Origin of the sequence: Bradyrhizobium viridifuturi (assembly GCF_001238275.1) — a bacterium.
Lineage (GTDB): Bacteria > Pseudomonadota > Alphaproteobacteria > Rhizobiales > Xanthobacteraceae > Bradyrhizobium > Bradyrhizobium viridifuturi.
Genome location: NZ_LGTB01000033.1, coordinates 1 through 23,194, shown reverse-complemented (window position 1 = coordinate 23,194; position 23,194 = coordinate 1). Strand labels below are relative to the sequence as shown.

At 65.7% G+C, this 23,194-nt stretch carries 23 protein-coding genes and 3 pseudogenes; 13 read left to right on the top strand and 13 right to left on the bottom strand.

Annotated elements, in window-relative coordinates:
• Positions 1-41 precede the first annotated feature (41 nt).
• Positions 42-329, top strand: a complete 288-nt coding sequence (locus ALC15_RS27190; RefSeq protein WP_050629936.1) for a hypothetical protein — start codon at positions 42-44, stop codon at positions 327-329.
• A gap of 104 nt (positions 330-433) precedes the next feature.
• Positions 434-586, top strand: coding sequence for a hypothetical protein (locus tag ALC15_RS44900; RefSeq protein WP_094194135.1), 153 nt, complete (start codon positions 434-436; stop codon positions 584-586).
• Between the two features lie 141 nt (positions 587-727).
• On the opposite strand, the gene ALC15_RS27185 is transcribed toward ALC15_RS44900, so the two are convergent.
• From ALC15_RS27185 to ALC15_RS27175, 3 genes are all read right to left on the bottom strand, one after another.
• Positions 728-1,942, bottom strand: a complete 1,215-nt coding sequence (locus ALC15_RS27185; RefSeq protein ID WP_050629935.1) for an ABC transporter substrate-binding protein — start codon at positions 1,940-1,942, stop codon at positions 728-730.
• Positions 1,943-2,101: 159 nt separating this feature from the next.
• On the bottom strand, positions 2,102-3,670 hold the full coding sequence (locus ALC15_RS27180) for a DUF4403 family protein (RefSeq protein WP_050629934.1): 1,569 nt from the start codon (positions 3,668-3,670) through the stop codon (positions 2,102-2,104).
• Between the two features lie 184 nt (positions 3,671-3,854).
• Positions 3,855-4,544 (bottom strand): L,D-transpeptidase, encoded by a 690-nt coding sequence (locus ALC15_RS27175; protein ID WP_050629933.1) that lies wholly within the window; start codon positions 4,542-4,544, stop codon positions 3,855-3,857.
• A 248-nt stretch (positions 4,545-4,792) separates the two neighbouring features.
• Here ALC15_RS27175 and ALC15_RS27170 point away from each other — a divergent pair, with 248 nt between their 5' ends.
• On the top strand, positions 4,793-6,013 hold the full coding sequence (locus ALC15_RS27170) for an acyltransferase family protein (RefSeq protein WP_063781884.1): 1,221 nt from the start codon (positions 4,793-4,795) through the stop codon (positions 6,011-6,013).
• Between the two features lie 25 nt (positions 6,014-6,038).
• On the opposite strand, the pseudogene ALC15_RS27165 reads toward ALC15_RS27170, so the two are convergent.
• Both ALC15_RS27165 and ALC15_RS27160 read right to left on the bottom strand, forming a co-directional pair.
• Positions 6,039-6,820, bottom strand: a pseudogene (locus tag ALC15_RS27165) (sulfite exporter TauE/SafE family protein).
• 114 nt (positions 6,821-6,934) lie between these two features.
• Positions 6,935-8,317: a TAXI family TRAP transporter solute-binding subunit gene (locus tag ALC15_RS27160; RefSeq protein ID WP_050629932.1), complete on the bottom strand. Its 1,383-nt coding sequence runs from the start codon at positions 8,315-8,317 to the stop codon at positions 6,935-6,937.
• 138 nt (positions 8,318-8,455) lie between these two features.
• Between ALC15_RS27160 and ALC15_RS27155 the strand changes: the two genes are divergently transcribed.
• The 3 genes from ALC15_RS27155 (at position 8,456) to ALC15_RS27145 (ending at position 11,093) form a co-directional block, all read left to right on the top strand.
• Positions 8,456-9,511 (top strand): glycosyltransferase family 4 protein, encoded by a 1,056-nt coding sequence (locus ALC15_RS27155; RefSeq protein ID WP_050629931.1) that lies wholly within the window; start codon positions 8,456-8,458, stop codon positions 9,509-9,511.
• A 33-nt stretch (positions 9,512-9,544) separates the two neighbouring features.
• Positions 9,545-10,234: a class I SAM-dependent methyltransferase gene (locus ALC15_RS27150; RefSeq protein WP_050629930.1), complete on the top strand. Its 690-nt coding sequence runs from the start codon at positions 9,545-9,547 to the stop codon at positions 10,232-10,234.
• A gap of 241 nt (positions 10,235-10,475) precedes the next feature.
• Positions 10,476-11,093: a hypothetical protein gene (locus ALC15_RS27145; protein WP_050629929.1), complete on the top strand. Its 618-nt coding sequence runs from the start codon at positions 10,476-10,478 to the stop codon at positions 11,091-11,093.
• 294 nt (positions 11,094-11,387) lie between these two features.
• Here ALC15_RS27145 and ALC15_RS27140 read toward each other — a convergent pair whose 3' ends face one another.
• Positions 11,388-13,052, bottom strand: coding sequence for an aminotransferase class III-fold pyridoxal phosphate-dependent enzyme (locus ALC15_RS27140; RefSeq protein ID WP_050629928.1), 1,665 nt, complete (start codon positions 13,050-13,052; stop codon positions 11,388-11,390).
• A gap of 34 nt (positions 13,053-13,086) precedes the next feature.
• On the opposite strand from ALC15_RS27140, the gene asd reads away from it, so the two are divergent.
• Positions 13,087-13,956, top strand: a complete 870-nt coding sequence (gene asd, locus ALC15_RS27135; RefSeq protein WP_050629927.1) for an archaetidylserine decarboxylase — start codon at positions 13,087-13,089, stop codon at positions 13,954-13,956.
• A gap of 124 nt (positions 13,957-14,080) precedes the next feature.
• The gene (locus ALC15_RS47980) at positions 14,081-14,866 is read left to right on the top strand and encodes an NUDIX hydrolase (protein ID WP_063781881.1); all 786 of its coding nucleotides are present in this window, start codon (positions 14,081-14,083) and stop codon (positions 14,864-14,866) included.
• Here ALC15_RS47980 and ALC15_RS46565 read toward each other — a convergent pair whose 3' ends face one another.
• Positions 14,867-15,808 (bottom strand): YfgM family protein, encoded by a 942-nt coding sequence (locus tag ALC15_RS46565; RefSeq protein ID WP_244486292.1) that lies wholly within the window; start codon positions 15,806-15,808, stop codon positions 14,867-14,869. It lies immediately after the preceding gene.
• Between ALC15_RS46565 and ALC15_RS46560 the strand changes: the two genes are divergently transcribed.
• Positions 15,791-15,979: a hypothetical protein gene (locus tag ALC15_RS46560; protein ID WP_244486291.1), complete on the top strand. Its 189-nt coding sequence runs from the start codon at positions 15,791-15,793 to the stop codon at positions 15,977-15,979. The two genes, ALC15_RS46565 and ALC15_RS46560, sit on opposite strands and share 18 nt — an antisense overlap.
• 477 nt (positions 15,980-16,456) lie before the next feature.
• On the opposite strand, the pseudogene ALC15_RS46555 reads toward ALC15_RS46560, so the two are convergent.
• A pseudogene (locus ALC15_RS46555) lies at positions 16,457-16,681 on the bottom strand (winged helix-turn-helix domain-containing protein); the annotation flags it as partial.
• Positions 16,682-16,781: 100 nt separating this feature from the next.
• Here ALC15_RS46555 and ALC15_RS27120 point away from each other — a divergent pair.
• The 4 genes and pseudogenes from ALC15_RS27120 (at position 16,782) to ALC15_RS47970 (ending at position 18,574) form a co-directional block, all read left to right on the top strand.
• The gene (locus tag ALC15_RS27120; protein WP_244486285.1) at positions 16,782-17,141 is read left to right on the top strand and encodes a nickel-binding protein; all 360 of its coding nucleotides are present in this window, start codon (positions 16,782-16,784) and stop codon (positions 17,139-17,141) included.
• On the top strand, positions 17,138-17,632 hold the full coding sequence (locus ALC15_RS27115; RefSeq protein WP_128089598.1) for a hypothetical protein: 495 nt from the start codon (positions 17,138-17,140) through the stop codon (positions 17,630-17,632). The genes ALC15_RS27120 and ALC15_RS27115 overlap by 4 nt, the downstream gene beginning before the upstream one ends.
• 115 nt (positions 17,633-17,747) lie before the next feature.
• A pseudogene (locus ALC15_RS47975) lies at positions 17,748-18,130 on the top strand (class I SAM-dependent methyltransferase); the annotation flags it as partial.
• Positions 18,131-18,229: 99 nt separating this feature from the next.
• Entirely contained in the window at positions 18,230-18,574 is a 345-nt protein-coding gene (locus tag ALC15_RS47970) for a hypothetical protein (RefSeq protein WP_430649198.1), read from the top strand.
• A gap of 75 nt (positions 18,575-18,649) precedes the next feature.
• Here the strand turns inward: ALC15_RS47970 and ALC15_RS27105 are convergent, their stop codons facing one another.
• From ALC15_RS27105 to ALC15_RS27085, 5 genes are all read right to left on the bottom strand, one after another.
• Positions 18,650-20,173 carry a FecR domain-containing protein gene (locus tag ALC15_RS27105; protein ID WP_063781880.1) on the bottom strand — a complete coding sequence of 508 codons (1,524 nt, stop codon included), beginning with the start codon at positions 20,171-20,173 and terminating at the stop codon, positions 18,650-18,652.
• Between the two features lie 159 nt (positions 20,174-20,332).
• On the bottom strand, positions 20,333-20,659 hold the full coding sequence (locus ALC15_RS27100; RefSeq protein WP_050630010.1) for a hypothetical protein: 327 nt from the start codon (positions 20,657-20,659) through the stop codon (positions 20,333-20,335).
• A 124-nt stretch (positions 20,660-20,783) separates the two neighbouring features.
• Positions 20,784-21,431 (bottom strand): inner membrane-spanning protein YciB, encoded by a 648-nt coding sequence (locus tag ALC15_RS27095; protein ID WP_050629924.1) that lies wholly within the window; start codon positions 21,429-21,431, stop codon positions 20,784-20,786.
• A gap of 131 nt (positions 21,432-21,562) precedes the next feature.
• Positions 21,563-22,666 carry a helix-turn-helix domain-containing protein gene (locus tag ALC15_RS27090; protein WP_050629923.1) on the bottom strand — a complete coding sequence of 368 codons (1,104 nt, stop codon included), beginning with the start codon at positions 22,664-22,666 and terminating at the stop codon, positions 21,563-21,565.
• 115 nt (positions 22,667-22,781) lie between these two features.
• Positions 22,782-23,194, bottom strand: a 413-nt coding sequence (locus tag ALC15_RS27085) for a DUF2147 domain-containing protein (protein ID WP_157860946.1), incomplete at its 5' end; no start/stop codon positions are given.

Below are 23,194 nucleotides of genomic sequence, written 5' to 3'. Positions count from 1 at the left end.
AGTTAATCGTATGCGATGTAATAAATCGCGGGAGCGTTACCATGACCACCAGGATTTCCCACCTCGCCAGGACGTTCAAAACCATCGCGCTGGCTGCGGCGTTGTCCGCCGTCGCGGCGACGGCGGCCTCGGCCCAGGCCGCGATCTCCGAGCCGGCCGCCTTCCAGGCGCTCTATCCATATCGGGACGTGCTCAACAACGGCGCGCCGACGCCTGCGGCCAAACTCGTGCTCGAGCCGCCCGCGGTGCTGCAGAGGCTCCAGGCGCTGGAGAGCGGCGTCGGCATCGCTGACGCGCCGCGTGCCCGCGCGCATCGCGCCGGCCGCTGAAGCTCGCGCGTCTGTGATTAAATGATGAATATCATCCTATTGACCACAGACGCGTCCTGACTACGTGGAAACACAGTGACTTTCCCTGACGACGGAGACGTCCCATGACCAAGCAGATCGACGACCTCTCAAGGTACTATCGTTACGAGCTCGTGCACGGCGACCATGCCGACTTCATCGCCTATCAACGCAATCTCGGCGATGGCGTCTGGCAGACCTATTCGACGTGGATGATCCCGAGCGCGAATGCCGGATAGCGCCGGCTGACGACGCAATCATCGATGGCCGCCGCGACATGAAAAACGCGCCCGGTATGGCCGGGCGCGTTTTCATTGGCTCTTGGCGGGCTGCTGGCGGGTCCGCATTTCGGCGGACCGGGCCGTTCGCGGCGGCGTGCGTCAGTTCGACTTCACCAGCGGGCAGCCGCCCTTGTCGAGCGGACGGAACGCTTCGTCGCCGGGCACGGTGGCGATCAGCTTGTAGAGATCCCACTCGTTCTTGGATTCCTCGGGCTTCTTGGTCTCGAACAGGTACATGTCGTGCACCATGCGGCCGTCGATGCGGATGTGGCCGTTCTTGGCGAAGAAGTCGTTGATCGGCGTCTTGCGCATCTGCTCCATCACCTTCGGCGCCTCGTCGGTGCCGATCGCCTCGATCGCCTTCAGGTAATGCATGGTCGCCGAATAGAGGCCGGCCTGGATCATGGTCGGCATGTGGCCGACCTTCTCGTTGAAGCGCTTCGAGAAGGCGCGGGTCTCGTCGTTCATGTCCCAGTAGAAGGCGTCGGTGACGATCAGGCCCTGCGTCGCCTTCAGGCCGAGCGCGTGGGTGTCGGTGATTTCCATCAGCAGCGCGATCAGCTTCTGGCCGCCCTGGGTCAGGCCGAACTCGGCGGCCTGCTTCAGCGCGGTGGTGGTGTCGCCGCCGGCATTGGCCAGCGCCACGACCTTGGCCTTGGAGGCCTGCGCCTGCAGCAGGAAGGACGAGAAGTCCGACGAGTTGAGCGGATGGCGCACGTCGCCGAGCACCTTGCCGCCGGTCTCCTTGACGACGTTGGCGGCGTCGCGCTCCAGCGCCATGCCGAAGGCGTAGTCGGCGGTGACGAAGAACCAGGTGTCTTCGCCGCGCTTGACCATCGCCTTGCCGGCGACGTTCGACAGCGCGTAGGTGTCGTAGGTCCAGTGCACGGTGTTGGGCGAGCAGGCGGTGCCGGTGATATCGGAGGAGCCGCCGCCGGAATTGATGTGGATCTTGTTCTTCTCGCGCGTCAGCGCCGAGATCGGCAGCGCGACCGAAGAGGTCGGAACGTCGAGGATCGCATCGACCTTGTCGTTGTCGTACCAGTTGCGCGCGATGCTGACGCCGACGTCGGGCTTGTTCTGATGATCGGCCACGACGACCTGGATCGGCTTGCCCTTCACCTTGCCGCCGTAATCGGCGACCGCCATCTCGACGGCGGCGACCGAGCCCTTGCCGGTGGCGTCCGCATAGAGGCTCGACATGTCGGTGAGCACGCCGAGCTTGACGACGTCGTCGGAGATCTGGGCGTTGGCCGCGGTGCCGGAGGCCGCAAGCGCGAGGCTGGCCGCCGCTGCGGCCAAGAGCGATTTCATCGTGTTTCTCTCCCTGGTTTTTGGTCGAAGTTCGCTTCCACGGGGCACCTTCTATCCGGTGCGGCAACCTGTCGCAAAGACGACTTTTTGGGCATGCGCAGGGGGGCTGGGCGCGGCCGAGGTCGTTCGCCTCTCGCCGCCAGGAGCGGGCAGCCCTCGTTACAGCGCCGGTAACGCGGTGACGGCGGCCTTGATGGTGCCGTCGGTTTCCACGACCACCCGGAGCGTCTTGGAATCGAACGTGATGCCGGCAAGGCGGATGCTGTTGACGTCGGCGTCGACCCGGATGCCCTCCTCGTTCTTCTGCAGGTCGGCGATCGCGGCGGCGATCTTGCGCTGCGCGTTGCTCGCGAATGGCTTCAGGTCGACCACCATCCGGTCGGCGAGCGCCTGCTGCAGATGCGGGATCGCCGCGCGCGCGGCAGCGCCGAGCAGGCCGAACGCGGCCTCGGACTCGACCGCCAGCTCGACATCGGTCAGCCGCAGCGTCTGCGCCGCCTGGTCGAGCCGCGGCCGGCCCCAGATGTGCACGGTCGCCTCGGCGCCGAGGCCGAAGAAGCTCTTCTTCTCCTTGGCGTGCACGAGAAGCGAGATCAGGAGCCGGTCGCCGGAGGCGGCGATGCTCGCGCTCTTGACGGTGACGTCGACCGGGCCGGAGCCGTCCTCGGGGAAGGTCTTGCCCTTCAGCTGCGCCTCGACGAGTTGCGTCAGCGTGGTGAAGGACATGTCGACCGGCAGGCCGACCGAGACCTGGCTCGGCATCGGCGGCACGATCGAGAGCTTGTCGGGGAACGGGCAGTTCGGTGTGGTCTGCGTCTCCGTGATCCGGGTCTCGGCCTCGATCCCCATGGTCAGGATCAGCGAGGACGCATCGACCTTCGGCTGCGCGGCGATCGCGCGGGTCGGCCGCAGCTCGAGCCACATCGGCGGCATCGACGCGGTGCCGCCGGTGCCCTGCAGCGGTATCGAGCGGCAGGCCTTGGCCCATTGCGTGCGGGCGGCGTTCTGGAACACCGGGTTGTTCTGCAATCGCGCCTCGACCACGGAAATCTGGTCGGCGACCGCTTTGTCGATGACAGGCTTGACCTGCGCCGGCACGTTGATGCGGACGCCGGCGGCCGACAGGCTGGTGTCGCCGAGATTGACCTGCGCCTGCAGGTTCGGCTCGATCCGCCAGGACGCGCCGAGCTTGGGCCGCGCGGTCAGCGTGACGCTGCCCTTGATGTCGGCGTTGGCGTTGACGTTCTTGATGTTCACGGAGCCGATCTGCTTGGCGACATTGCCGCCGAGCAGGCTGCCGAGCGCGTTGGTGACGGCGCCGGTCGCCTTGTCCGACAGCGAGCCGGTGACCTTGAGCGTGCCGTTGATCGGGGTCGTCAGCGTCAGCACGTCCTGCGCGCCGGTGGCCGCAATCGGCCCGCGCGACGCGGTCCAGCCGATATCGGCATTTTGCAGGATTTGCTGGACCGGGTTGTCGGCCTTGCCGCCGAAGGTCTTCGGCGCACCGCGTTCGGCGGCATCGCGGATCGCCGACAGCGCGACCGATACCTGCGCCACGACCGTCGAGGAGCGCGGCGCCTGCGGCAGCGGCGGCAGTTGTACCAGCGGCGGTGTCTGCACGGTGACGCTCGGTGCGAGCCAGTCCATGGCCTTGAGGCTGATCGCGAACGAGAGCACCACCACCGTGAGCCCGAGCGCGATCGTCCTTGGATGCATCGGTAGACGCATCGTCCCCCCGGATGAAAATCAACTTGACGGGTTGTACAGGCCCCCCGACGACGGCGCCAGTGTGGCGGGATCAAGCTGCTTCAGGGGCGGAAGCAGCGATCACCTGGACGTTAACGATTATGAACGCGACAACGGCCCCGGCATGGATGCCGGAGCCGTCGTCGATGTCTGAATGTGTCGGGGCTTAGCGGACGGCCGAGCCGAGATCGGCGCGGCGGTCGGTCATCGGCAGCACGATCACCTTGGTGCCGACGCTGACCCGCGAATAGAGGTCCGTGACGTCCTCATTGGTGAGCCGCAGGCAGCCGGAGGAGACGTGGGTGCCGATCGTCTCCGGCGCGTTGGTGCCGTGGATGCGGTACACGGTGCCGCCGAGATACATGGCGCGGGCGCCGAGCGGGTTGCCGGGGCCGCCGGCCATGTGGCGCGGCAGATAGGGTTGGCGGGCGATCATTTCCGGCGGCGGGGTCCAATCCGGCCATTCCGCCTTCTTGGTGATGGTCTGGGTGCCCGACCAGGTGAAGCCGTCGCGGCCGACGCCGATGCCGTAGCGCATCGCCCGGCCGCCTCCGAGCACCAGATAGAGATAGGTGTGCGGGGTGTCGATGATAACGGTGCCGGGCGCCTCGCGGGTCGGATAGGCCACGACCTGGCGGCGCAGGCGGGCGGGCAATTCGACGGAGCGGTCTTCTTCCTGCGCCTGCGGCATCGACTGCACCGGCGGCTGCACCGCCTCGGTCGGCGGCGTCAGGATGAAGGGGAAGATCGGCAGCGGAGCGGCCGCGGCGGAATTCGAGAAGGCAACGGTGCCAATTGCCAGCGCACCGAAGGCGGCGGCAGCGAGACGTGCGTTCAGCTTGATGGAATTGAACATTGTCGACCCCTGTTGTTTGCGCCCTGCGCGCCAGTTCCGGCGCGTCGTTGGGTCAAACCAGTACAGGTGAGGCGTTTCAGGACGTTTGCACGAAATCGCCAAAATGGTTTCGTGGCGTTAGGGGTTTGTTTCGTCCGTGTTTCGTCGAAGGGTTAAGGCCGGGTTGCCGGGAGGTGTCCCGTCCCAAGACATTTTTCCTGGCATGGCCCTTGCTGTCCGAAGGCGTGGTTCGGAATGGAGTGGAAATCATGCCAGCGCCTTCGATTGGGAGCATGCTGGATCGGCAGAAAGGCTTTGGTCCCGGGTTCGATTTTCTCCGTGTGGCGCTCGCGATCGCCGTCGTCGCGGGGCATACGCCCTATGTTGCCACCGGTCGCGGCGATTCCGATCCGACGTCGGTCCTCTGGTTTCCGCAATTTGCGATCCTCGTGATGTTTTTCGCGCTGAGCGGGTTTCTGATCGCGGCAAGCGGGCTGCGGCTCAGCGTTAAGGAATTCCTGATCAATCGCGGCCTGCGGATCATTCCGGCGCTCGCGGTCGAGATCGTGCTGTCGGCGTTGATCCTCGGGCCGATCTTCACGACGCTGCCGCTCTCCGACTATTTCACCAGCGCCGGCACCTGGAAATACTTTACCAACGTCGTCGGCCTGGTGAACTACACGCTGCCGGGCGTGTTCAACGGCAATCCCGCGCCGGAGGTCAACAGTTCGCTGTGGACCGTGCCATTCGAATACGGCTGCTACGCGGTGATGGCGGTCATCATGGCGCTGGGGCTGCTGCGCAAGCCGGTACTGATCGTGATCGGTGTCATCGTGCTGGTGGGGCTCGGCCTCGCGCTGACCTTCACGGGGCATGCCGCTGCTCCCTCCCAGCTGCCTGCCGGCGTCGCGGGCACGCTGCATGACAAGATCTTCAGCACGGCGCTGTTTCTCGGACGCGGTGCGAAATTGCCGGTCGCCTGTCTGCTCGCAATCGTAGTCTACCTCTACCGCGACCGCATTCCCTATGACGGGCGCATTCTCGCCGCCTGCTGTGCGCTTTGTCTCGGCGCCATACTGCTCGGGCCGGCGGCCTGGATGACCCAGCCCGTCCTCAATGCCGTCATCGCGCCGGCGCTGGTCTATATCACCGTGTTCCTCGGCGTCTCCAATCTGCCGCGGCTGCCGCTGTATTCGAACGGTGACTACTCCTACGGCATCTATCTGTATGGCTTTCCGATGCAGCAGGTGGTGAAAGTGTGGCTGCCGAATGTGTCGCTGACCGTCCAGTTCGCCCTCGCGCTGGTGCTGATCACGGCGTTCGCGGCGTTCTCCTGGCACTGCATCGAGAAGCCGATCCTGAAGCTGCGCCGTCATTTCTCCTTCGTGGCGCGCAAGCGGCTCGAGCCGGACGAGAAGGTCGGACCGCTCGAGGAGATCGGGCCGCTTGCGGTCAGCGTGAGCGGCAGCCGGAGCGCGCGATCGTCCTGACGAGAGGCAACAACGCCGGCAACGTTCAGAGGTGAATGTATCCGGCCAATCCGTCCCACAGCAGCTTGGCCGCGGTGACGACGAGGATGGCGTAGCAGAGGCGGTACAGCGCACGCTGGTCGAGGCGCTCGTGCAGCCGCCAGCCGGCCCAGACCCCGACCGGCACGGCCGGCACGCACAGCGCCATCAGCATCCATAGGCTCCGCGACGGCGTCGCGAGCACCAGCCAGGGGCCTGCCTTCAGGAGGTTGCCGACCGTGAAGAACAGGCTGGTGGTGCCGGCGTAGAGTGCCTTCGACATGCCGAGCGGCAGCAGATAGATCGCAAGCGGCGGCCCGCCGGAGTGCGCGACCATCGTGGTGACGCCGGAGGAGAGCCCGGCGAAGGTGGCCTTGATGGTCGAGCGCGGACGCGGCTTGATCTCGCCGCCGCCGATGAACCACAGCGCGGCGAACACCAGCGTCACCAGGCCCATCACGATCTCGACGCATGCCGGTCGAGATCGCGCAGCACGAAATAGCCGAGGCCGATGCCGACGACGAGCGCGGGCAGCAGCATCGCGAGGTCGACCCGCGACCATGTATTGGGGCGCCAGAACCGCAGCGCCGTGATGTCCATCACCACGAACAGCGGCGCGAGCAGCGCGCCGGCCGCGATCGGATCCATCGCCAGCGAAAGCAGCGGAATGCCGACGATGGCAAAGCCGCCGCCGAACGCGCCCTTCATGAACGCGATCAGGAAAACGCCGGCGAGCGCGACCGCGAGCACGAACGGCGCGGGCAGGTCAGCAATGATGGACGTGATCATGGTGTCGTGCAGAGCGTTGTGGTCGTACTCATACATGGCCACGTGCGCAGGCACGCGCAATCCAAACATTGCTCTCGGTGCACATTGCTCTCGGTGCAATCGGCGTGTGCGGCTCTAGCCGGTGCGCATCCTCGGCAGCCCCGTCCGGTCGCCGCCGATCACGGCTCGGCGATCGGAGACGGCGTGATGGAATTGCTCGAGCGTCAGCCCGATCGCCGACAGATCGCCTTCCTCGATCGCGCCGTCGTCGTAGCAATCGAGCGCCTCGCGCAGCAATGCGTCGGCATCGCCCTGCATCGCCGCGAGTTGCTCCGGCGTCTCGGCGCTGCGTACGCGCGAGATCAGCGTCAGCAGATTGTCGCGATGGGTGATGTATTGCTCGCGCTCGTCGCGCTTCATGTGGTGGCGCAGCCAGGCGCCGGCCGAGCCGAAGCCGGAGATCAGCAGGATGCCGCCCCAGATGTAGTCGGAGTATTTCTCGAGGAAGGTGCGCTCGGTGCCGTCGATATAGGCGGCGGCGCCCTGGTGTGCCGGCAATGCGGCGTCCTTGTCGGTGTCCGGCTTCTCGATCTTGGCCGCCGCCGGCAGGTCGCGCGCGACCTGGAGGCGCTGCGTAAACAGCTGCCGGTCCAGCGTGCCGACGGTCGCCTCGTGCAAATTGTGCTGCGCGATGATCAGGTGATTGACGCTGACGGTCTCGACCTTGTCCTCGGGGCGTGCCGGCGACGAGGAGAAGATGCTGCCGGCGATCTCTTCCGATGCGTAAAGCGGATGCTTCTGCGCGATCGCTTCGGAGACCTCGATCGGAATGAATTTCGGCTCGCCGCGCGCGGCCGCCGTCGCGGCGATCGCATCCGCCGTGACCTTGCTGTTGAGCGGACCGACGGTCATGTAGGCGTCGAGCGATGGATCGCGCGCGAGGTCCGCTGCCTTGTTGACGGCGAACTGGCTGACCGCGACCTTGTCCGGGTTGACGCCGGACTCGGTCAGGATCACGCGCAGCAGCGTGACGTTGGCCTGGGTGCTGCCGATCACGCCGACCTTGTGACCGGCAAGATCGTCGATGCTCTTGATCTTCGCAGGCCGCTGCTTGCCCTTGCCGCCCGACGGTGCCCACAGCACGACGACGTTCTTGCGCAGGACCGCAACCGACTCGGCGCTCGCCGGCAGGCTGAGATCGCCGCGCACCACCGCGAGATCGACCTTGTTGGCGGTGAACAGCGCGATGCTTTCGGCGGCGCCTTGCGTCGGGACCGGCTTCAATCGCACCGCGCTCCCGTCGCGGGCAAACGCCTGCGCGAAGCCCTGGATGAGCTTGATGTCGTCGCTGCCGGTCGGGCCGACGGCGATCGTCAGCGTCACTGGACGCAACGCGTAGGACAGCGCGCCGGCGGCGGCGCCAAACACAAGGATGCCGACCGCAAGGATCAGGAGCGACGAGTTTCGCCGTCTGAGCCTGCGGCGCGTGGTGCCGGGATGTTCGCTCTGCTCTGACATCTGTCTGTCATGTTACACGAAAAACCGGCCGTTTGCCGTGAAAAACAACCTAACATTTCGATGACGTCATACGTTTGAAACATCCATGTCAGAACGTCGTGCGAGCAGAATCAAGATTAACGATTTGGGTCTCCTGCGATGCGCATACTCGTTGCGACCGATGCCTGGCATCCGCAAGTCAACGGCGTGGTCCGGACGCTGACGTCGCTTGCGCGCAGCGCAGCGGCACTCGGCGCCGAGATCGAATTCCTCACTCCCGACGGCTTCCGTTCGGTCGGTGTGCCGACCTATCCGGGGCTGCGGATGGCGCTGCCGAACCGGCGCGAGATCGCGCGCCGGATCGAGGAGGCCGCGCCCGAGGCGATCCACATCGCGACCGAAGGGCCGATCGGCTGGGCGGTGCGCGGCTATTGCCATCGCAACAAGCTCGCCTTCACCACGTCCTATACGACGCGCTTCCCGGAATATGTTTCGGTGCGCACCGGAATTCCCGACAGCGTCGGCTACGCCGTGCTGCGGCACTTCCATGCGGCGGGCTCGATGACCATGGTCGCGACCGACTCGCTGCGGTCGGAGCTTGCCGAGCGCGGCTTCCGCCGGCTCGGCTTCTGGACCCGCGGCGTCGACACCAGGATATTCAATCCGGATCAGCCGGCCGTGCTCGGCCTGCCGCGGCCGATCTTCATGACGATGGGCCGCGTCGCGGTGGAGAAGAACCTCGACGCCTTCCTGTCGCTGGACCTGCCGGGCTCCAAGGTCGTGGTCGGCGACGGCCCGCAGAGGGCGGCGCTGGAACAGAAATATCCCGACGCGATCTTTCTTGGCGAGAAGAAGGGCCAGGATTTGACCTCGCACCTCGCCGCCGCCGACGTCTTCGTGTTCCCGAGCCTGACCGACACCTTCGGCGTCGTGCAGCTCGAGGCGCTGGCCTGCGGCACGCCGGTCGCGGCGTTCCCGGTCACCGGCCCGAAGGACGTCATCGCGGATCATCCGATCGGCGCGATCGACAATGATCTGCGCAGCGCCTGCCTGCGCGCGCTGAACATGTCGCGCGCCGACTGCCGCAATTTTGCGTTGGAGCGTTCCTGGGAAAACAGTGCGCGTCAGTTCATCGGCAATCTGGCCACGTTGCAGCCGAGCCGCGCGCCGCGGCCCGCCCGCCGCGTCGCCGGCCGCAGTGCGGTTCCGAATTAACAGCTCAATCGAACGAAAGACGAGAGACTATCTATGGCTGAAATCATCAAGCTGGGCGCCGACCGTTCCATGGACTTCGACCGCGAAACGGTCGAGCAGGCCTATGACCGCTGGGCGCCGATCTACGACCTCGTGTTCGGCGGCGTCTTCAGCAAGGGCCGGCAGGCCGCGATCCAGGCCACCAACAAGATCGGCGGCCGGGTGCTCGAGGTCGGCGTCGGCACCGGCATCTCGCTGCCGCTCTATAGCCAGAACGTGCGTATCTTCGGCACCGACATTTCCGAGGCGATGCTCGAGAAGGCCAAGAAGCGGGTCACCGAGCAGGGCCTGAAGAATGTCGAGGGGCTTGCGGTGATGGATGCCGAGAAGCTCGAATTCCCCGACAATTCGTTCGACGTGGTGATGGCGCAGTACGTGCTCTCGGCGGTGCCGAACCCGGAAGCCGCCCTCGATGAATTCGCCCGCGTGGTGCGTCCGGGCGGCGAATTGATCATCCTGACCCGGGTCAGCGCCGATGCCGGCGTCCGCCGTTTCATCGAGCAGAAGCTGCAGCCGGTGGTGCGCCCGCTCGGTTTCCGCACCGCCGAGTTCGCCTGGTCGCGCTACACCAAATGGCTCGCCGGCGCGCGCGGCATGGAGCTCGCGGAGCGCCGCCTGATCCCGCCGCTCGGCCATTTCTCGCTGGTCCGCTTCCGCAAGGCGGACGTCGCCAAGGCGGCGTAAAGAGGCGGCGCAAAGAGGCGGCCCAGTCCGCCGGTCCTCCGGGTGAGGTGGCGCACAGCGCGCCGCAAACCGGGAGGCTACGATCTCTCCGCCTCATCCCCGCAAATCTCCGGGATGAGGCGAGACCCTGCTCCAGTCGCGTCAAGGTGTCGCTCCGCATTGTCATATGTCATTATGATGATGTCACACGCGATACATCGAATCCCTGTAGATCCTGTCCCGAAAGATGTTGGGGGAACCAATGATCAAGAATTTTCTGCAAGAGCTGCGTACCCAGCGCTGGGATGACCATCGCTTCTACCATCACAGCCGGATCAACCAGAGCCTGCACTTCGTCAGCGCCCTGAGCTTCCTGTTCGCCTATGTGATGCTGTTCTTCGATCCGGTCGTGTCGGCGCTGGTCGGCTGGCTGGTCTCGATGACCTCGCGGCAGGCCGGTCACTTCTTCTTCGAGCCGAAGGGGTATGACCACGTCAACCAGGCGACCCACGAGCACAAGGAAGACATCAAGGTCGGCTACAATCTGCAGCGCAAGGTCGTGCTGATGGCGATCTGGGCGCTGTCGCCGATGGTGCTGTATTTCGATCCGACCCTGTTCGGCCTGTTCAAGCCCTGGGTCACGATGGGCGACTTCACCCGCCAGGTGGCCAAGATCTGGCTCGTGGTCGGCATCGGCGGCCTCTTGTTCCGCACCATCCATCTGTTCTTCATCCGCGACGTCGAAACCGGCCTCGTCTGGATGACCAAGATCATCACCGACCCGTTCCACGACCTGAAGCTCTATCACAAGGCGCCGTTGTTCCTGATGAAGGGCGAGCTGATCGATCCGGGCCTCGAGAAGCACGTCAAGCACGCCTGATCGTTGCTCCCAGCGTCTTCCAACTGCGTGATGCCCGGGCTTGTCCCGGGCATCACCGTTCTTGGGGCTCTCGTGAAGATCTTACGCCGCGCTGCTGGCCATAACGGGACTGCGCTCCCTCTCCCGCTTGCGGGGGAGGGCTGGGGTGGGGGTGTCGCCGCTTGCGACACTCATCGCGAGGAGAGAGCCCCCACCCGGATCGCATCTAACGATGCGACCCGGCCTCCCCCGCAGGCGGGGGAGGCGAAGGAAGGGCAAGAGCGGTGTAAGGCAGCGAAGGGACGGCGCCAGGCCTCAGCGCCCGAACTTCACAGCGACCATCTCCTTCAGGATCTGCCGCTTGATGTTCTTGTTGGTGACGCCTTCCTTGTGCCACCACCAGCCGTCGCGCTTCATCTTCTCGGCGGCCGCGACGAAACGATCGCTGACCTCGGCGAAGTCGGCGTCGGTGTAATTCAGGGTGAAGATCAGGCGGCCGGTGCCGACCCAGCTCAGCGCCAGTCCCTCGGCGCGCAGGTAGTATTGCAGCATCCAATTGTAGCGGGACGGCTCGGTGTAATAGACCGTCCAGATCGACGAGATGTTGCCGACACGAACCGGCAGGTCCGCGGCCGCGAGGCGGTCGTTGAGGGCCTTGGCGCGGCCGTTCCAGGTCTCGTCCAGCCCGTTGTAGATCGAGCGGAAGTTCGGGCTCGCGAGCCGGCTCAAAAACTCGTCCATCGCCGTCATCACATAGGGATGCGAGTTGAAGGTGCCGCGGGCGAAGCAGATGTCGGCGGGGCGGTCGTCGCGGAAGCGGCGCATCAGGTCCCTGCGGCCGCACACCACGCCGACCGGAAGGCCGCCGGCAAGGCTCTTGCCATAGGTCACCATGTCGGCCTTGACGCCGAAATATTCCTGGGCGCCGCCGGCGGCGAGACGGAAGCCGACGAACACCTCGTCGAAGATCAGGACGATGCCGCGCTCGGTGCAGACCTCGCGCAGCCTCTTCAGCCATTCGGTGTAGGCGGCGCGGTCGTATTTCGACGAGCGCGACGAATCGACCAGCGCGGAATCGCCGGGCGCGTTGGAGTTCGGGTGCAGCGCCTGCAACGGATTGACCAGCACGCAGGCGATGTCCTTGCGGGTGCGCAGCACGTGCAGCGTCTTCTCCGACATGTCGGCGAGCGTGTAGGTCTCGTGCGGCGACACCGGATTGCCGACGCCGGGCTGCACCTCGCCCCACCAGCCGTGATAGCTGCCGGCGAAGCGCACGAGGTGCGTGCGCTTGGTGTGGTAGCGCGCGAGCCGCACCGCCTGCATCACGGCCTCGGTGCCGGACATGTGGAACGAGACCTCGTCGAGGCCGGAGAGCTCGGTCAGGCGCTTGACGTTGTCGGCGATAACAGGGTGGTAGGGGCCGAGCACCGGACCCAGCGCATGGGCGCGCTTCTCACCCTCGGCGATGCACTCCTTGTAGAAGTCGTTGCCGAAGATGTTGACCCCGTAGGAGCCGGTCAGGTCGTAGGACACATTGCCGTCGACATCGGTGACGGTGACGCCGCGGGAAGCCTCGACGAAGGCCGAGGTGCCGAGATGCTCGCGCACCAGGCGGCTGTACTGGAACGGCACGCGGTAGCTTTCGGTGAACTGCAGGTCGGAGATCCGCTCCGTCACCTCGGTGGTGAGCGCGCGGCCCTTCGGGTAGCGATCCTGATAGAGGCCGGCGAGGCGGAAGAAGCCGTCCTGTCGCTGCATCGCGATGTCCTTCGGCGCTCCGTCGGAGCAGAAGAACTCGTCGATGCCGAATTCGTAGTGCGGCACCATGCGCGCCACCATCTTGGACATCTTGGAATGTCCGGTCAGCGAGCGGTGCTTGGCGCGCGACAGCGCGATGCGGGCCTGAATTTTGGGGAAAGCTGCGGCGGCGCCGGCAAGTGCGGCGGCGGACAGCGAGAGAATCGGAAGGGATGTTTCCATGACAGAAGCGCTAGCCTCGGCACCTAACAAATTCATGACAGTCAAGGGCCTGATCTCGGCATTTACCCAGCAGGAGGACCTCAATTTCCTGCTCACCAACCGGATTCCGCGGGCCGCGCTGACCCGCTTCATGGGTTGGTTCTCCAAGATCGAGAACCCCTTGGTGCGCGATGCCTCGATCGCCTGCTGGAAGCTGTTCTCCGACCTCGACCTGTCGGAAGCGAAGAAGACCGAATTCGAGAGTTTGCACGATTGCTTTACCCGTGAGCTGAAGCCGGGCCTGCGCCCGGCGGCGGCCGATCCCGCCATCATCGCGAGCCCATCGGATGCGATCATCGGCGCCCATGGCCGGATTGAGGACGGGCAATTGTTCCAGGTCAAGGGCGCGCCCTATTCGCTGCTCGACCTGCTCGGCGATCCGGCGCTGGTCGAGCAGCACCGCAACGGCCGCTTCGTGACGCTGCGGCTGACCTCGAGCATGTATCACCGCTTCCACGCGCCGTATGACCTTGCCATCGACAAGGTGACGTTCATCCATGGCGACGTCTGGAACGTCAATCCGATCGCGCTGAAGCGGGTCGAGCGGCTGTTCTGCAAGAACGAGCGCGCGGTGCTGCGCGGGAAGCTTCCGACCGGCGAGGCGCTGACCCTGGTTCCGGTCGCCGCGATCCTGGTGGCGAGCCTTCGCCTGCATTTCCTCGACGTCACGCTGAACGCGCAGTCGCGCGGGCCGGTGGACTTTCCCTGTGACGCGCATGTGAAGAAGGGCGACGAACTCGGCTGGTTCGAGCATGGTTCGACCATCATCGCGCTCGCGCCTGACAATTTCGAGTTCTGCGACAATGTCGTCGAGGGAACGCGGATCAAATGCGGCGAACCTTTGTTGCGCAAGCCTGCAATGTGATCTCGCGTGCGCAATCGGCCCATTGTTTGAGCATGAAAAGCGGTTTCCACTTTTCGCGATCATGCTTTAGAATGTGCGGGATCGTCGTGCGACGATCCTAAATCGCAAACCTGATGGATACGAGATGGCGCGGACGCCTGTGCTGGCGGCGGGAGGCATTGTGCTGCGGCGGGAGAGCCCGCCGCGCATCGCCGTCGTGCGCCTGCGCAAGCGCAACGAATGGGTGCTGCCGAAGGGCAAGCTCGACGACGGCGAGACCGCGCGCGACGCCGCCGAACGCGAGGTGCTGGAAGAAACCGGCCACGATGTCGAGGTGCACGAATTCCTGGGCACGCTGGTCTACGATTCGGGCGGGCGCTCGAAGGTGGTGCACTACTGGCGCATGGACGCCGGCGGCAAGCCGGTGCGCGAATTGATGAGCGACATCAAGGAAGTCGACTGGCTGCCGTTCGATGCGGCGCTGGAACGACTGTCACGCAGCTATGAGCGCACGTTCCTGGAGAATGTCGGACCGATCGCGTTGCAGGCCGCAGCGCTGGCCGAGCGCGAACGGCGCGCGCGTTTGCGCCTTGCTGCCGCGGAGCGCCGGCGCAACCGGCAGGGGGCGATCCTGCCCGCGGCCGAGCAGATGCCGGTCGCCGAAGCGCCCGTGGTCGCTGAAGCGCCCGTGGTCACTGAGCCGCCGGTGGCCGTGGACGCGGCGGTGGCCGTCGAGGTGCCGGTCATGGCGGAGTACGACGTTGCCGATGCCGGCGAGGCGGTGAAGGCCGAGCATGGCGTCGGCGCCGCGCCAACCGAGCAGCCGCCGTCATTCGGGCGTGAGATCGATCCCGTGGCTTCGGCAGTTCACCCCACGCCGCGCAAGAACCTGATCGAGCGCGTGCGCGACTGGCTGCGCCGCGCGGCGTGATCAGCCGCACATCTGACGTCTTGCGGCTGGCCGCCAGGTGGCGATGTCGTGCTGCAAGGCGACGCAGTCGGCAACACGCCTGGGCGAACCCAATTCACGGGCCAAAAGCTGTGCGGCATGAACCTCGGCCATGGCGCCGCGAGTGTCGCCACGCTCCAGCTGGAGGCGGGAAATCTGCAGCCTCAGCCGCACGATCTGGACCCGCCCCTCGATGCTGGACCACAATTGGCGGGCGAGATGCAGATGCCGCATCGCTGTTTCATGATCCTGCCGGGAAAGGGCGAGAATCGCCTGCGCTTCGTTGGTGAGCGCGCGGATCGAGGGCATCGGCCAGCGATCCGGATTTCCGGAAAGCTCGCAGATCAACGCCTTTGCCTGACCGGTTCGATTTGTGTGCGCGGCAACCAGCGCCAGATGCGCGAGCAGGATTCCCCGCCGTTGCAATGTCCACCAGGTCTTGCCGATCAAACTTCGTTCGAGGCTTGCATAGGCGGCTTCCGCTTCGCCTCTTGCGAGCAGCAGCATGGCGCGGCCCGGCTCCGGGCACCAGCCGAGCGTGTAGGCCCTGTCATAGGCTTCAAGCGCCGCGTCGTCATCGCCGATCGCAGCCAGGATATCGCCCAGCACCCGGTTTGCATCGCCCATCGACCACGGCGCATCGCTCGTCAGGCGCGCGAGCGCGTCCTGGATGCGCGCCAGCGCCTCATCGAGCGAGCCCCTGATGCCGAGCACCTCGGAGCGATGCAACTGGCATGAACCCGTCAATTCCATGCCGCTGCCCGAGCAGAAGTTCTGGTAGCTCCGCGTCCACTGGTCGGCCCGCGCCCAATCTCCGAACATCCGGGCGGCCCAGAGAATGTTGCAGTAGAGGCTGCCACCCATGATCGGGTCCAGATTGGTACTGGACAGTGCAACGGCCGCGGCATGATCCTGATCGACCAATCCACCATGGGTGTCACCGAGGCAGAGCCGATAGAAGCCGCGATAGGCCAGGCTCAGCGCCTCGATGTTGAGCGCATCCTTGTATTTGACGGACGTGTAGGCAGCGTCGGCCAAGGCGAGAGCCTGTTCCGGCTCGCCGTCGAACGCAGCCAGTTTCGACTTCATCCATAACAGCAGGGCCGTCGTTGGAGGATCGTCGATCCGCGAGGCCCAATCTTCGGCGCGCGCAAGCCAGCCTTTTCCGATCGCGGCTTGACCGCTCTCGAAATGCAGGCCCGAGAGCGCGATCGCGTCGACCGCGGCGCCGGCAGCGTCGCCGGCCTCGCTGCGCGCTGCGACCGCGCGAACAAAAATCGGAATGGCTGCCGTCGCCTTGCCGAGGCATTGCAAGGCAAGAGCCCAGTTGTGCAAATCTTCAGCGTTCAGCTCGCCGTTTTCGTCTGCGCTCGCGAACAGGGTTGCTGCCTGCAGCCACAATTGCCCGGCCGCTGCACGGCGGGCGAGGCCGATTGCACCGATTGCACCGACGGTGCCATCCGCGTTCTTGCGGTCATTGCGTTCCGGCTGCCTGATCTCGGACTCGAGGAAGAAGCGATAGCCTTTCCCCGGCAGATTGCGGATCGCGCCGTCCATGCCGCCCCTGCGCAGCGCGGCGCGCAACGAACTCACCGCACGCTGCAGCGAGTTGTCGGTGACCGTCACATCGGGCCACACGGCTTCGAGGAGTTCGTCTTTGGAGATCATCCGGTCGCGGTGTCGGACGAGATAGACCAGCAAGTCGAACACACGCGGCTGCAACGGGACTTCTTGCCGCGCACACAACAGTACGCGTCCAGCTTCATCAAGCTCGAACAGTCCAAATGAGAATGCCATGTGTATAGGTTCGGGCTCGGCGGAAAAGGTTCAGGCAAAGATCAGACAATGATCAGCCCGCGGTAAGGACAGTTGGCGCTGATGGCGCCTATAGCTGACCATGGCCGCGATCACCGCAGCCTGCCGTCCAACCGCCGCAACCGAGGAGATTTCGATGGAACTCTATGTCATTCGCCGTCCGAGCGCCTGGGCAAACATGAGCGAGCTCGAGCGCGCCGGCGCAACGTCCGCCAGGATCGGCGACGAGCAGATGCCGGATCGCGTCCGCTGGATCCGCAGCTACGTGGTGCATGAGGCAGATGGTCGCATTGGCACATTCTGCATCTACGAGGCGCGCGACGGCGACTCGATCCGGGACCACGCGCGCTGCGTCGGCATGCCCGGCGAGGAATTCTACAAGGTCGCAGCGACCGTCGTGGTGCGTGGCGATCCCGTCGAACCGCCCATTGCAGCCCAATGACGCCCGCGGGGGCGTCGCATGGTGCATCCCGGCCAAAGCAAGATCCGGGGCGCCATCATACTTCGATCAAGGAAACGATTATGCCGATTTCATTCATGGAGTACGCTTCAAGTCCGGTGCGAAGACATTTCTCCTTCCTGCTGTTGCGGATCCGCCGGATCGTCAATCAATCGGTCGCAGGCATGCTCGAACATCGCGAGCGGCAGGCCAGTCGCTTGATGCCGGGCGAGCCCGGCGGCCGGCGGTCGAAGGCCGCAGGCAGCCGCTGGTGCCGGCCGATCATTCGCAGCGCAGTGCTCGGACTGATGATTGCTGGTTTGTCCTCACCCGTGTTCACGAGAGCGGAGGAGCCTGCCGTTCGGAAGCATCAGGCAGGTGTGGCACAGCAGGCCGTTTGGTCCGAGCGGAGCAGGCATGGCTGCAGGCATCGCTCCGACTGGAGCATTGTCGCCGCATCCAGCATCCCGGTCCTTCTCGGCTATCACACGTAGCGCGCAGCACATTGAAGCATTCGCACTGCTCGACACTTTTCAACGCAACTCGTGAGTTTTCGGCGAAGCCAGCCGCCTTGCCGCGAGCCGCGCCACTTTTTCAAAGGAGAAGCATATGAACGTTCAGACCGAAATGCCCGTCGTTGATCTCGCCGCGGTCAAGGCGCGCCAGCAAGCCACCTGGAGTTCAGGTGACTACGCCATCGTCGGCACCACGCTTCAGATCGTCGGCGAAACGCTCTGCGAGGCCGTCGACCTGCGCAGCAATCAAATGGTGCTCGACGTCGCCGCCGGCAACGGCAATGCGACGCTGGCCGCGGCGCGGCGCTTTGCCGACGTGGTCTCGACCGACTACGTTGCGGCACTGCTCGAACGCGGCCGCGAGCGGGCGGCCGCGGAACGCCTGCCGGTCACGTTCCAGGAGGCGGACGCGAGAAGCTGCCGTTTGCCGATGCGAGCTTCGACGTCGTGCTGTCGACCTTCGGTGTCATGTTCACCGCCGATCAGCAGCAGTCGGCGAATGAACTGCGCCGGGTCTGCCGCATCGGGGGCAAGATCGGCCTGGCGAGCTGGACGCCGGAAGGGTTCATCGGTCAGGTGTTCAAGACCATCGGCAAATATGTGCCGCCGGCTCCGGGCGTGAAATCTCCGGCGTTGTGGGGCACCGAGGCGCATCTCGGCGCCATGTTCGGCCCGCAGGCGGCGGTTGATGCCAAGCGCAGGCACTTCAATTTCCGCTATCGGTCGCGCGAGCATTTCCTCGAGATCTTCCGCACCTATTACGGCCCGGTACTGAAGGCCTTCGGAGCGCTAGATCCGGTCAAGCAGCAATTGCTCGCCGTCGACCTATTCCGCCTGATGGATCAGTTCAATGTCGCCAAGGATGGAACGCTGGTCATTCCCAGTGAATATCTCGAGGCCGTGATTACCAGGCGGGGCTGACCTGCCGCTATTCGTCGATCTGAATGTGGCGCCGGCGTTCTCGCCGGCGCCACATTCGTTTGTTGATGCGATCGCTCAGTAATGTCGCTTGTCCTTTGGCGGCGGCCTTGCCGCGCGCGGCGGCGGTGCGCGCCGTTGCGTAAAGCCGGGGCGCGCCTGCACGGCGGGCCGTTGCATGCCGGGATGCCCGCCCGGCGCGGCCTGCTGGATGCGGGGCCGCATCTCACCGGGTGCCGGCTGCGCCGTGCCCTGTCGCGGCACGCCGGGTTGAGCCGCTGGTTGTCCTGGCTGGCGCATGCCGCCCGGCACCTGCGTGCGTCCGGGCTGCAGGCCGCCTTGACGCGCGGGCTGCTGTTGTCCGCCGGGCTGTGTCGCGCCGCCTTGTCGTGCTGGCTGTCCGGCAGGCACTTGCCCGGCCGGCGTTTGCACGCCGGGCGCGTGCGGCAGCGTGGTGCCGCCGGGCTGGCCGGGCAGCGCGTGCTGGGCGCCGCCTTGTTGCTGCGTGCCCGGCTGCTGTTGCGAACCCTGCCGGCCGGGCGTGCCGGGTTGCTGCGGCTGGCCGGGCCGGTTTTGCTGACCGGGCTGCTGCAACCGGCCCGGACGATTCTGCTGACCCGGCTGCTGCGGGGTGTTGCGGTTCTGGCCCGGCAAGCCGTTCTGGCGCTGCGGGTTCGGCTGCACCGGCTGGCCGCGGTTCGGATAGGGCGCGGCCGGATTGGCGCGGCGGAAGTCCGGATTGGCCCTGCGGAAGTCGCGCTGCTCGGTCACGATCTGGCGGCCCAGTGTCTGCGCGGAATGCACCGCGCGCACGAAACCCTGATCGCGCGACATCTGTTGCGGCGAGATCGTCAGCGGCACCGCGGCGAAGCGGGCGCCGCCGGTGCCGGGACGAATCGCAAAGCCGCTGGCGCCGCGCGTCAGCACGCCGAGCGAGGCGCCCGCGCGGTCGTTGACCTCGATGCGGCCGACATGTCCGTCGGCGTCGGGATAGAGCTTGATGCCGACATTGTTGCCGGTCGCATTCGCGCCTTCGGGCACCTCGACAAGACCGGTGGTGCCGCGAATGCCGAGGGTTGCGGTCGGCGTCGAGATCTTCATGTTGCCGGTCTTGGCGACGGCGGCGGCGACGAAGGCCGCCGTTCCCTTGGCGACGTTGAACAGCGCGCTGTTCTGCTGGCCGCCATCCTCGTAGACGTAGTTGTCGATCGTGATCCTGGCGTTGGCGCGCAGGTTGAAGGTGGTGCCGTCGTTGAACGTGATGCCGAGCGAGGAGGTCGCCGATGTGGCGACATCGTCATTGGCGAAGATGTCGTCGCGGATCTGCAGCGGCGTCGTGGTGTTGTTGCGCGTGACCGTCGCGGTTCCGGTCAGCGTCGCGACGTTGCCGATCGGCTCGGGCGCTGTGGCCTGCGGTGTCGCGGCCGGAGCAGCCGTCGCGGGCGCGGCCGGTGTCGCATTCGGCGCCGGGGCAGGAGCGGGGGCCGGAGCGGACTGCGCTTGCGCGAGCTGCGTCAGTCCGGGCGCGGCATCGGCCGTTGTATGCCAACTCGTGGCGACGCCGGCACCAAGCAGAAGCGCAAAGAGAAAGGTGCGGCGCATCACTATCGATTCCCGGGGAGGCATTGGGGATCGGCAATTGAGCCGCGTCAGGCTGAATGCCGAATGAACGGTCCTGCCTTGTTGTCATGACGGACCGGAACGATCAAGCACCGCGCCCCCAGCAGGAGGCGCGGTGCCTGGTCGTCGTCGGGGTTTTGGTTAGCCGCGCTTGTGAGGAGTGATGTTGAGTGGCTTCATCGGCTTGGCCGCCGGGGCGTAGCTTACGGGCTGCGCTGCCGTCGCAGGGGGCACGTAGTGGAATACGGCCTTGCAGCCGTCGCTGAGCAGCGCGCGCTGGCGCACCATGCAGGCGGTGACGCGATCGACATCGGGGATTTCCGAACTGCACAGCCGCATCGCGTCGCCGGTGCACATCTGCTGCTGCTCGTCGGTGTAGGCATAGGACGCGGACGTCAACAGACCGAACGTGAACGCGGTTGCCGCCAGCAGTTTACCGTGACGGAGCGCGGAAGCGGTGAAAGCCATCTTGTCCCCCTTGTGCTGATCGCGCCGATGCAGCGCGTCGTCCGGCGCATCACTAGGGAGGTTTGGTTTCAGCGATTCTTCATGCACCCGGCTAAATGGTTTCGTCACGCACCGGTTTGTTTCGTTAACCACTCGCGGATGGTGTGAGATCAGCCGTTACGGCAGCGCGGGCCGCCGGAGCGCCCTCGAGCGCGAGCACGGCTTCGCGCTCGGCCTCGGGCATCGCGCGGATGCGGCGCCGGGCGGTGAGGCGGAGCGCGGCAAAGCCGCCGAGGAACACCACGATCTTGCTGACGATGCCGAAGGTCGGCATGACGACAGCCCAAGTCGTGATGTCGCAGGCCAGCGCGACAAAGGCGTTCACCGCGGCGGAGACGAACATCAGCGCCGACCAGACATAGCCGACCTTGACGGCGACATCGGGCACGACTTTCTGTGCGATCTCTGGAAGATAGCGGTTGAGCCAGCCGGGCTTCAGCATCACGACGCCGACGATGGCGTAGATCACGCTGGGCTTGAACAGCACAAAGCGCGGGTCATTGGTGAGGAGCGTCGCGGTGCCCGCGGTGACCACCAGGAACAGGCTGAGCCATTCCATGGTGTCGATCCGCTTGCTGCGCATGATCTGGAGGCCGATCTGCACGACGCCGAACGCAATGCCGAGGCCGACCGAGAGCGCCGTGTTGTGCGTCAGCAGGAACAGAACGAGAAAGACAAGGGTCGACGCCAAGTCGAGGGCCAGCAGCCTTGCCGCGGTGAGGAAATGCTTCATGGGCCGTTGCGCTCCGCTTGCCTTTGGTCACGCCCGATCACGCCTCGCCGCGACGCGGCGGCTGCATCGGCACAGCTAGGCAGATTGTGGGGCTGTAAGCCTATCGATTTCTGAAATCGAGGAGCGAATTCTCACTCCGACCGGACGATTTCCACCGCATCCGCGGTTTGCCCGGCCATCGCCTGCCGGCGAAACTCGGTCGGCGTCAGCCCGGTGTCCGCCTTGAAGGCGCGGTTGAACGGCGCCAGCGACTGGAACCCGGCATCGAGCGCGATCGTCAGCACCGGCACCTCGGCCTGGCCGGCATCGGCGAGCGCCGCCTTGGCCTCGTCGAGCCGATAGCGGTTGAGGAAGGCATTGAAGTTGCGGTGGCCGAGCCCGTCATTGATCAGGGTGCGCAACCGGTATTCCGGCATGCCGAGCTTGACCGCCAGCACGCCGATGGTCAGCCCCTCCTGCCGATAGGTCCGCTCGGTCGCCATCAGGTATCTGAGGTGATTGAGTGCGGCCTCGCTCGACGGCGGTGGGCCGGCATGCGCGTGCGCGCGCGCCCCCCGCGCGGGCGGGCCGTTGCCGCCGCCGGCGACGGCTGGCTGGCTCTCGGGCGGATCGAACAGCATCATCCAGATCGATATCAGTGCGAACGCGGCAAGGGCGAACGCGGCGCCGAGGCTGATCGACCGGGTCGGAATTGCGGCGAGGCCGGCCGACGCGGCGAACATCATCTGCAGGCCGATGCCGGTCACCAGCGCGATCAGGATCCGGCCGCGCGCCGTCGTCGCGGCGGTGCGCCATCCCTTCGGGATTTGCGCGACCCCAAGCGCCGCGAAGCCGATCGTCGCCAGCGCCAGGACGCGGCCGCACACCCCGGCGGCATCGGGCCAGATCGTCCAGCAATTGTGGCTGACAACGCCAAGACCGGCGAGCAGCGTCCACACCGCCGCATGCCACGGCCGCAGCGCAAACCGCTCGTCGAACATCGCGCGCGCCCACAGCCAGAAGATCACCGGCGAGCCCATCGCGAAGGCTATGAACGGAGAGCTCCAGCCGAAAGACGATGCGGGAAAGAACGGTGCGGTGGAAATCGCATACGCCGCGCCTGCGACGCCCATCGCGGCACCGAGATGCGCGGCGCGATGCACCGCCGCGTAGCGCAGCAGCAGCACCGCGCAAACCACCAGGAACAGCGCGACCACCGCGCCCCGGAGACCGAGTTCAAGAGCCGTCATCGCCATCGCAAGCCGCCCGCAGGTTCAAATCAACCTCGACACTGCGACGCTTATAGCGCCTCCGGCGATCGACATGAAGCGATCGCCGGAGCAGCCACAATAATCTGATGCCGGTTGCGGTTCAGCTGACCCGCTTCCAGGTCTGGCCGCCGCAGAACATGCCGCCGAAGGCACAGCCCTGCACGCGCATCGCGTTCGGGCCCTTCATCGCGATCGTCGAGTCGTAGTTGCGGCCGGAGTCGGGATCGTGGATACGGCCGCTCCACTTGCTGCCGTCGGGCTTCATGTTGATCAGGATGCGCTCGTTGCTCTTGACCGAATAGCCGCAGAGGTTGGCGCCGCAGGCTTCGACGCGGACGTTGCCCTTGTTCTCCTCGGTGGCCCAGACGCCGATCGGTCCGGTCGGCGCCGCTGCCGGCGCTGCGGCAATTGGCGCGGCCTGCGGCTGCGGCGAAGGCTGTGCTGCGACCGGGGCCGGTGCGGGCGCAGCGGGGGCGGCGTCTACCGGTGCGGGGGCCACCGTCGCAACATTTG

Bases quoted from the DNA above. Each gene is read 5' to 3' on its own strand.
- ALC15_RS27190 (WP_050629936.1), top strand. From the start codon at position 42: ATGACCACCAGGATTTCCCACCTCGCCAGGACGTTCAAAACCATCGCG.
- ALC15_RS44900 (WP_094194135.1), top strand. From the start codon at position 434: ATGACCAAGCAGATCGACGACCTCTCAAGGTACTATCGTTACGAGCTC.
- ALC15_RS27185 (WP_050629935.1), bottom strand. From the start codon at position 1,942: ATGAAATCGCTCTTGGCCGCAGCGGCGGCCAGCCTCGCGCTTGCGGCC.
- ALC15_RS27180 (WP_050629934.1), bottom strand. From the start codon at position 3,670: ATGCGTCTACCGATGCATCCAAGGACGATCGCGCTCGGGCTCACGGTG.
- ALC15_RS27175 (WP_050629933.1), bottom strand. From the start codon at position 4,544: ATGTTCAATTCCATCAAGCTGAACGCACGTCTCGCTGCCGCCGCCTTC.
- ALC15_RS27170 (WP_063781884.1), top strand. From the start codon at position 4,793: ATGCCAGCGCCTTCGATTGGGAGCATGCTGGATCGGCAGAAAGGCTTT.
- ALC15_RS27160 (WP_050629932.1), bottom strand. From the start codon at position 8,317: ATGTCAGAGCAGAGCGAACATCCCGGCACCACGCGCCGCAGGCTCAGA.
- ALC15_RS27155 (WP_050629931.1), top strand. From the start codon at position 8,456: ATGCGCATACTCGTTGCGACCGATGCCTGGCATCCGCAAGTCAACGGC.
- ALC15_RS27150 (WP_050629930.1), top strand. From the start codon at position 9,545: ATGGCTGAAATCATCAAGCTGGGCGCCGACCGTTCCATGGACTTCGAC.
- ALC15_RS27145 (WP_050629929.1), top strand. From the start codon at position 10,476: ATGATCAAGAATTTTCTGCAAGAGCTGCGTACCCAGCGCTGGGATGAC.
- ALC15_RS27140 (WP_050629928.1), bottom strand. From the start codon at position 13,052: ATGGAAACATCCCTTCCGATTCTCTCGCTGTCCGCCGCCGCACTTGCC.
- asd (WP_050629927.1), top strand. From the start codon at position 13,087: ATGACAGTCAAGGGCCTGATCTCGGCATTTACCCAGCAGGAGGACCTC.
- ALC15_RS47980 (WP_063781881.1), top strand. From the start codon at position 14,081: ATGGCGCGGACGCCTGTGCTGGCGGCGGGAGGCATTGTGCTGCGGCGG.
- ALC15_RS46560 (WP_244486291.1), top strand. From the start codon at position 15,791: ATGATCCTGATCGACCAATCCACCATGGGTGTCACCGAGGCAGAGCCG.
- ALC15_RS27120 (WP_244486285.1), top strand. From the start codon at position 16,782: ATGGCCGCGATCACCGCAGCCTGCCGTCCAACCGCCGCAACCGAGGAG.
- ALC15_RS27115 (WP_128089598.1), top strand. From the start codon at position 17,138: ATGACGCCCGCGGGGGCGTCGCATGGTGCATCCCGGCCAAAGCAAGAT.
- ALC15_RS27105 (WP_063781880.1), bottom strand. From the start codon at position 20,173: ATGCGCCGCACCTTTCTCTTTGCGCTTCTGCTTGGTGCCGGCGTCGCC.
- ALC15_RS27100 (WP_050630010.1), bottom strand. From the start codon at position 20,659: ATGGCTTTCACCGCTTCCGCGCTCCGTCACGGTAAACTGCTGGCGGCA.
- ALC15_RS27095 (WP_050629924.1), bottom strand. From the start codon at position 21,431: ATGAAGCATTTCCTCACCGCGGCAAGGCTGCTGGCCCTCGACTTGGCG.
- ALC15_RS27090 (WP_050629923.1), bottom strand. From the start codon at position 22,666: ATGGCGATGACGGCTCTTGAACTCGGTCTCCGGGGCGCGGTGGTCGCG.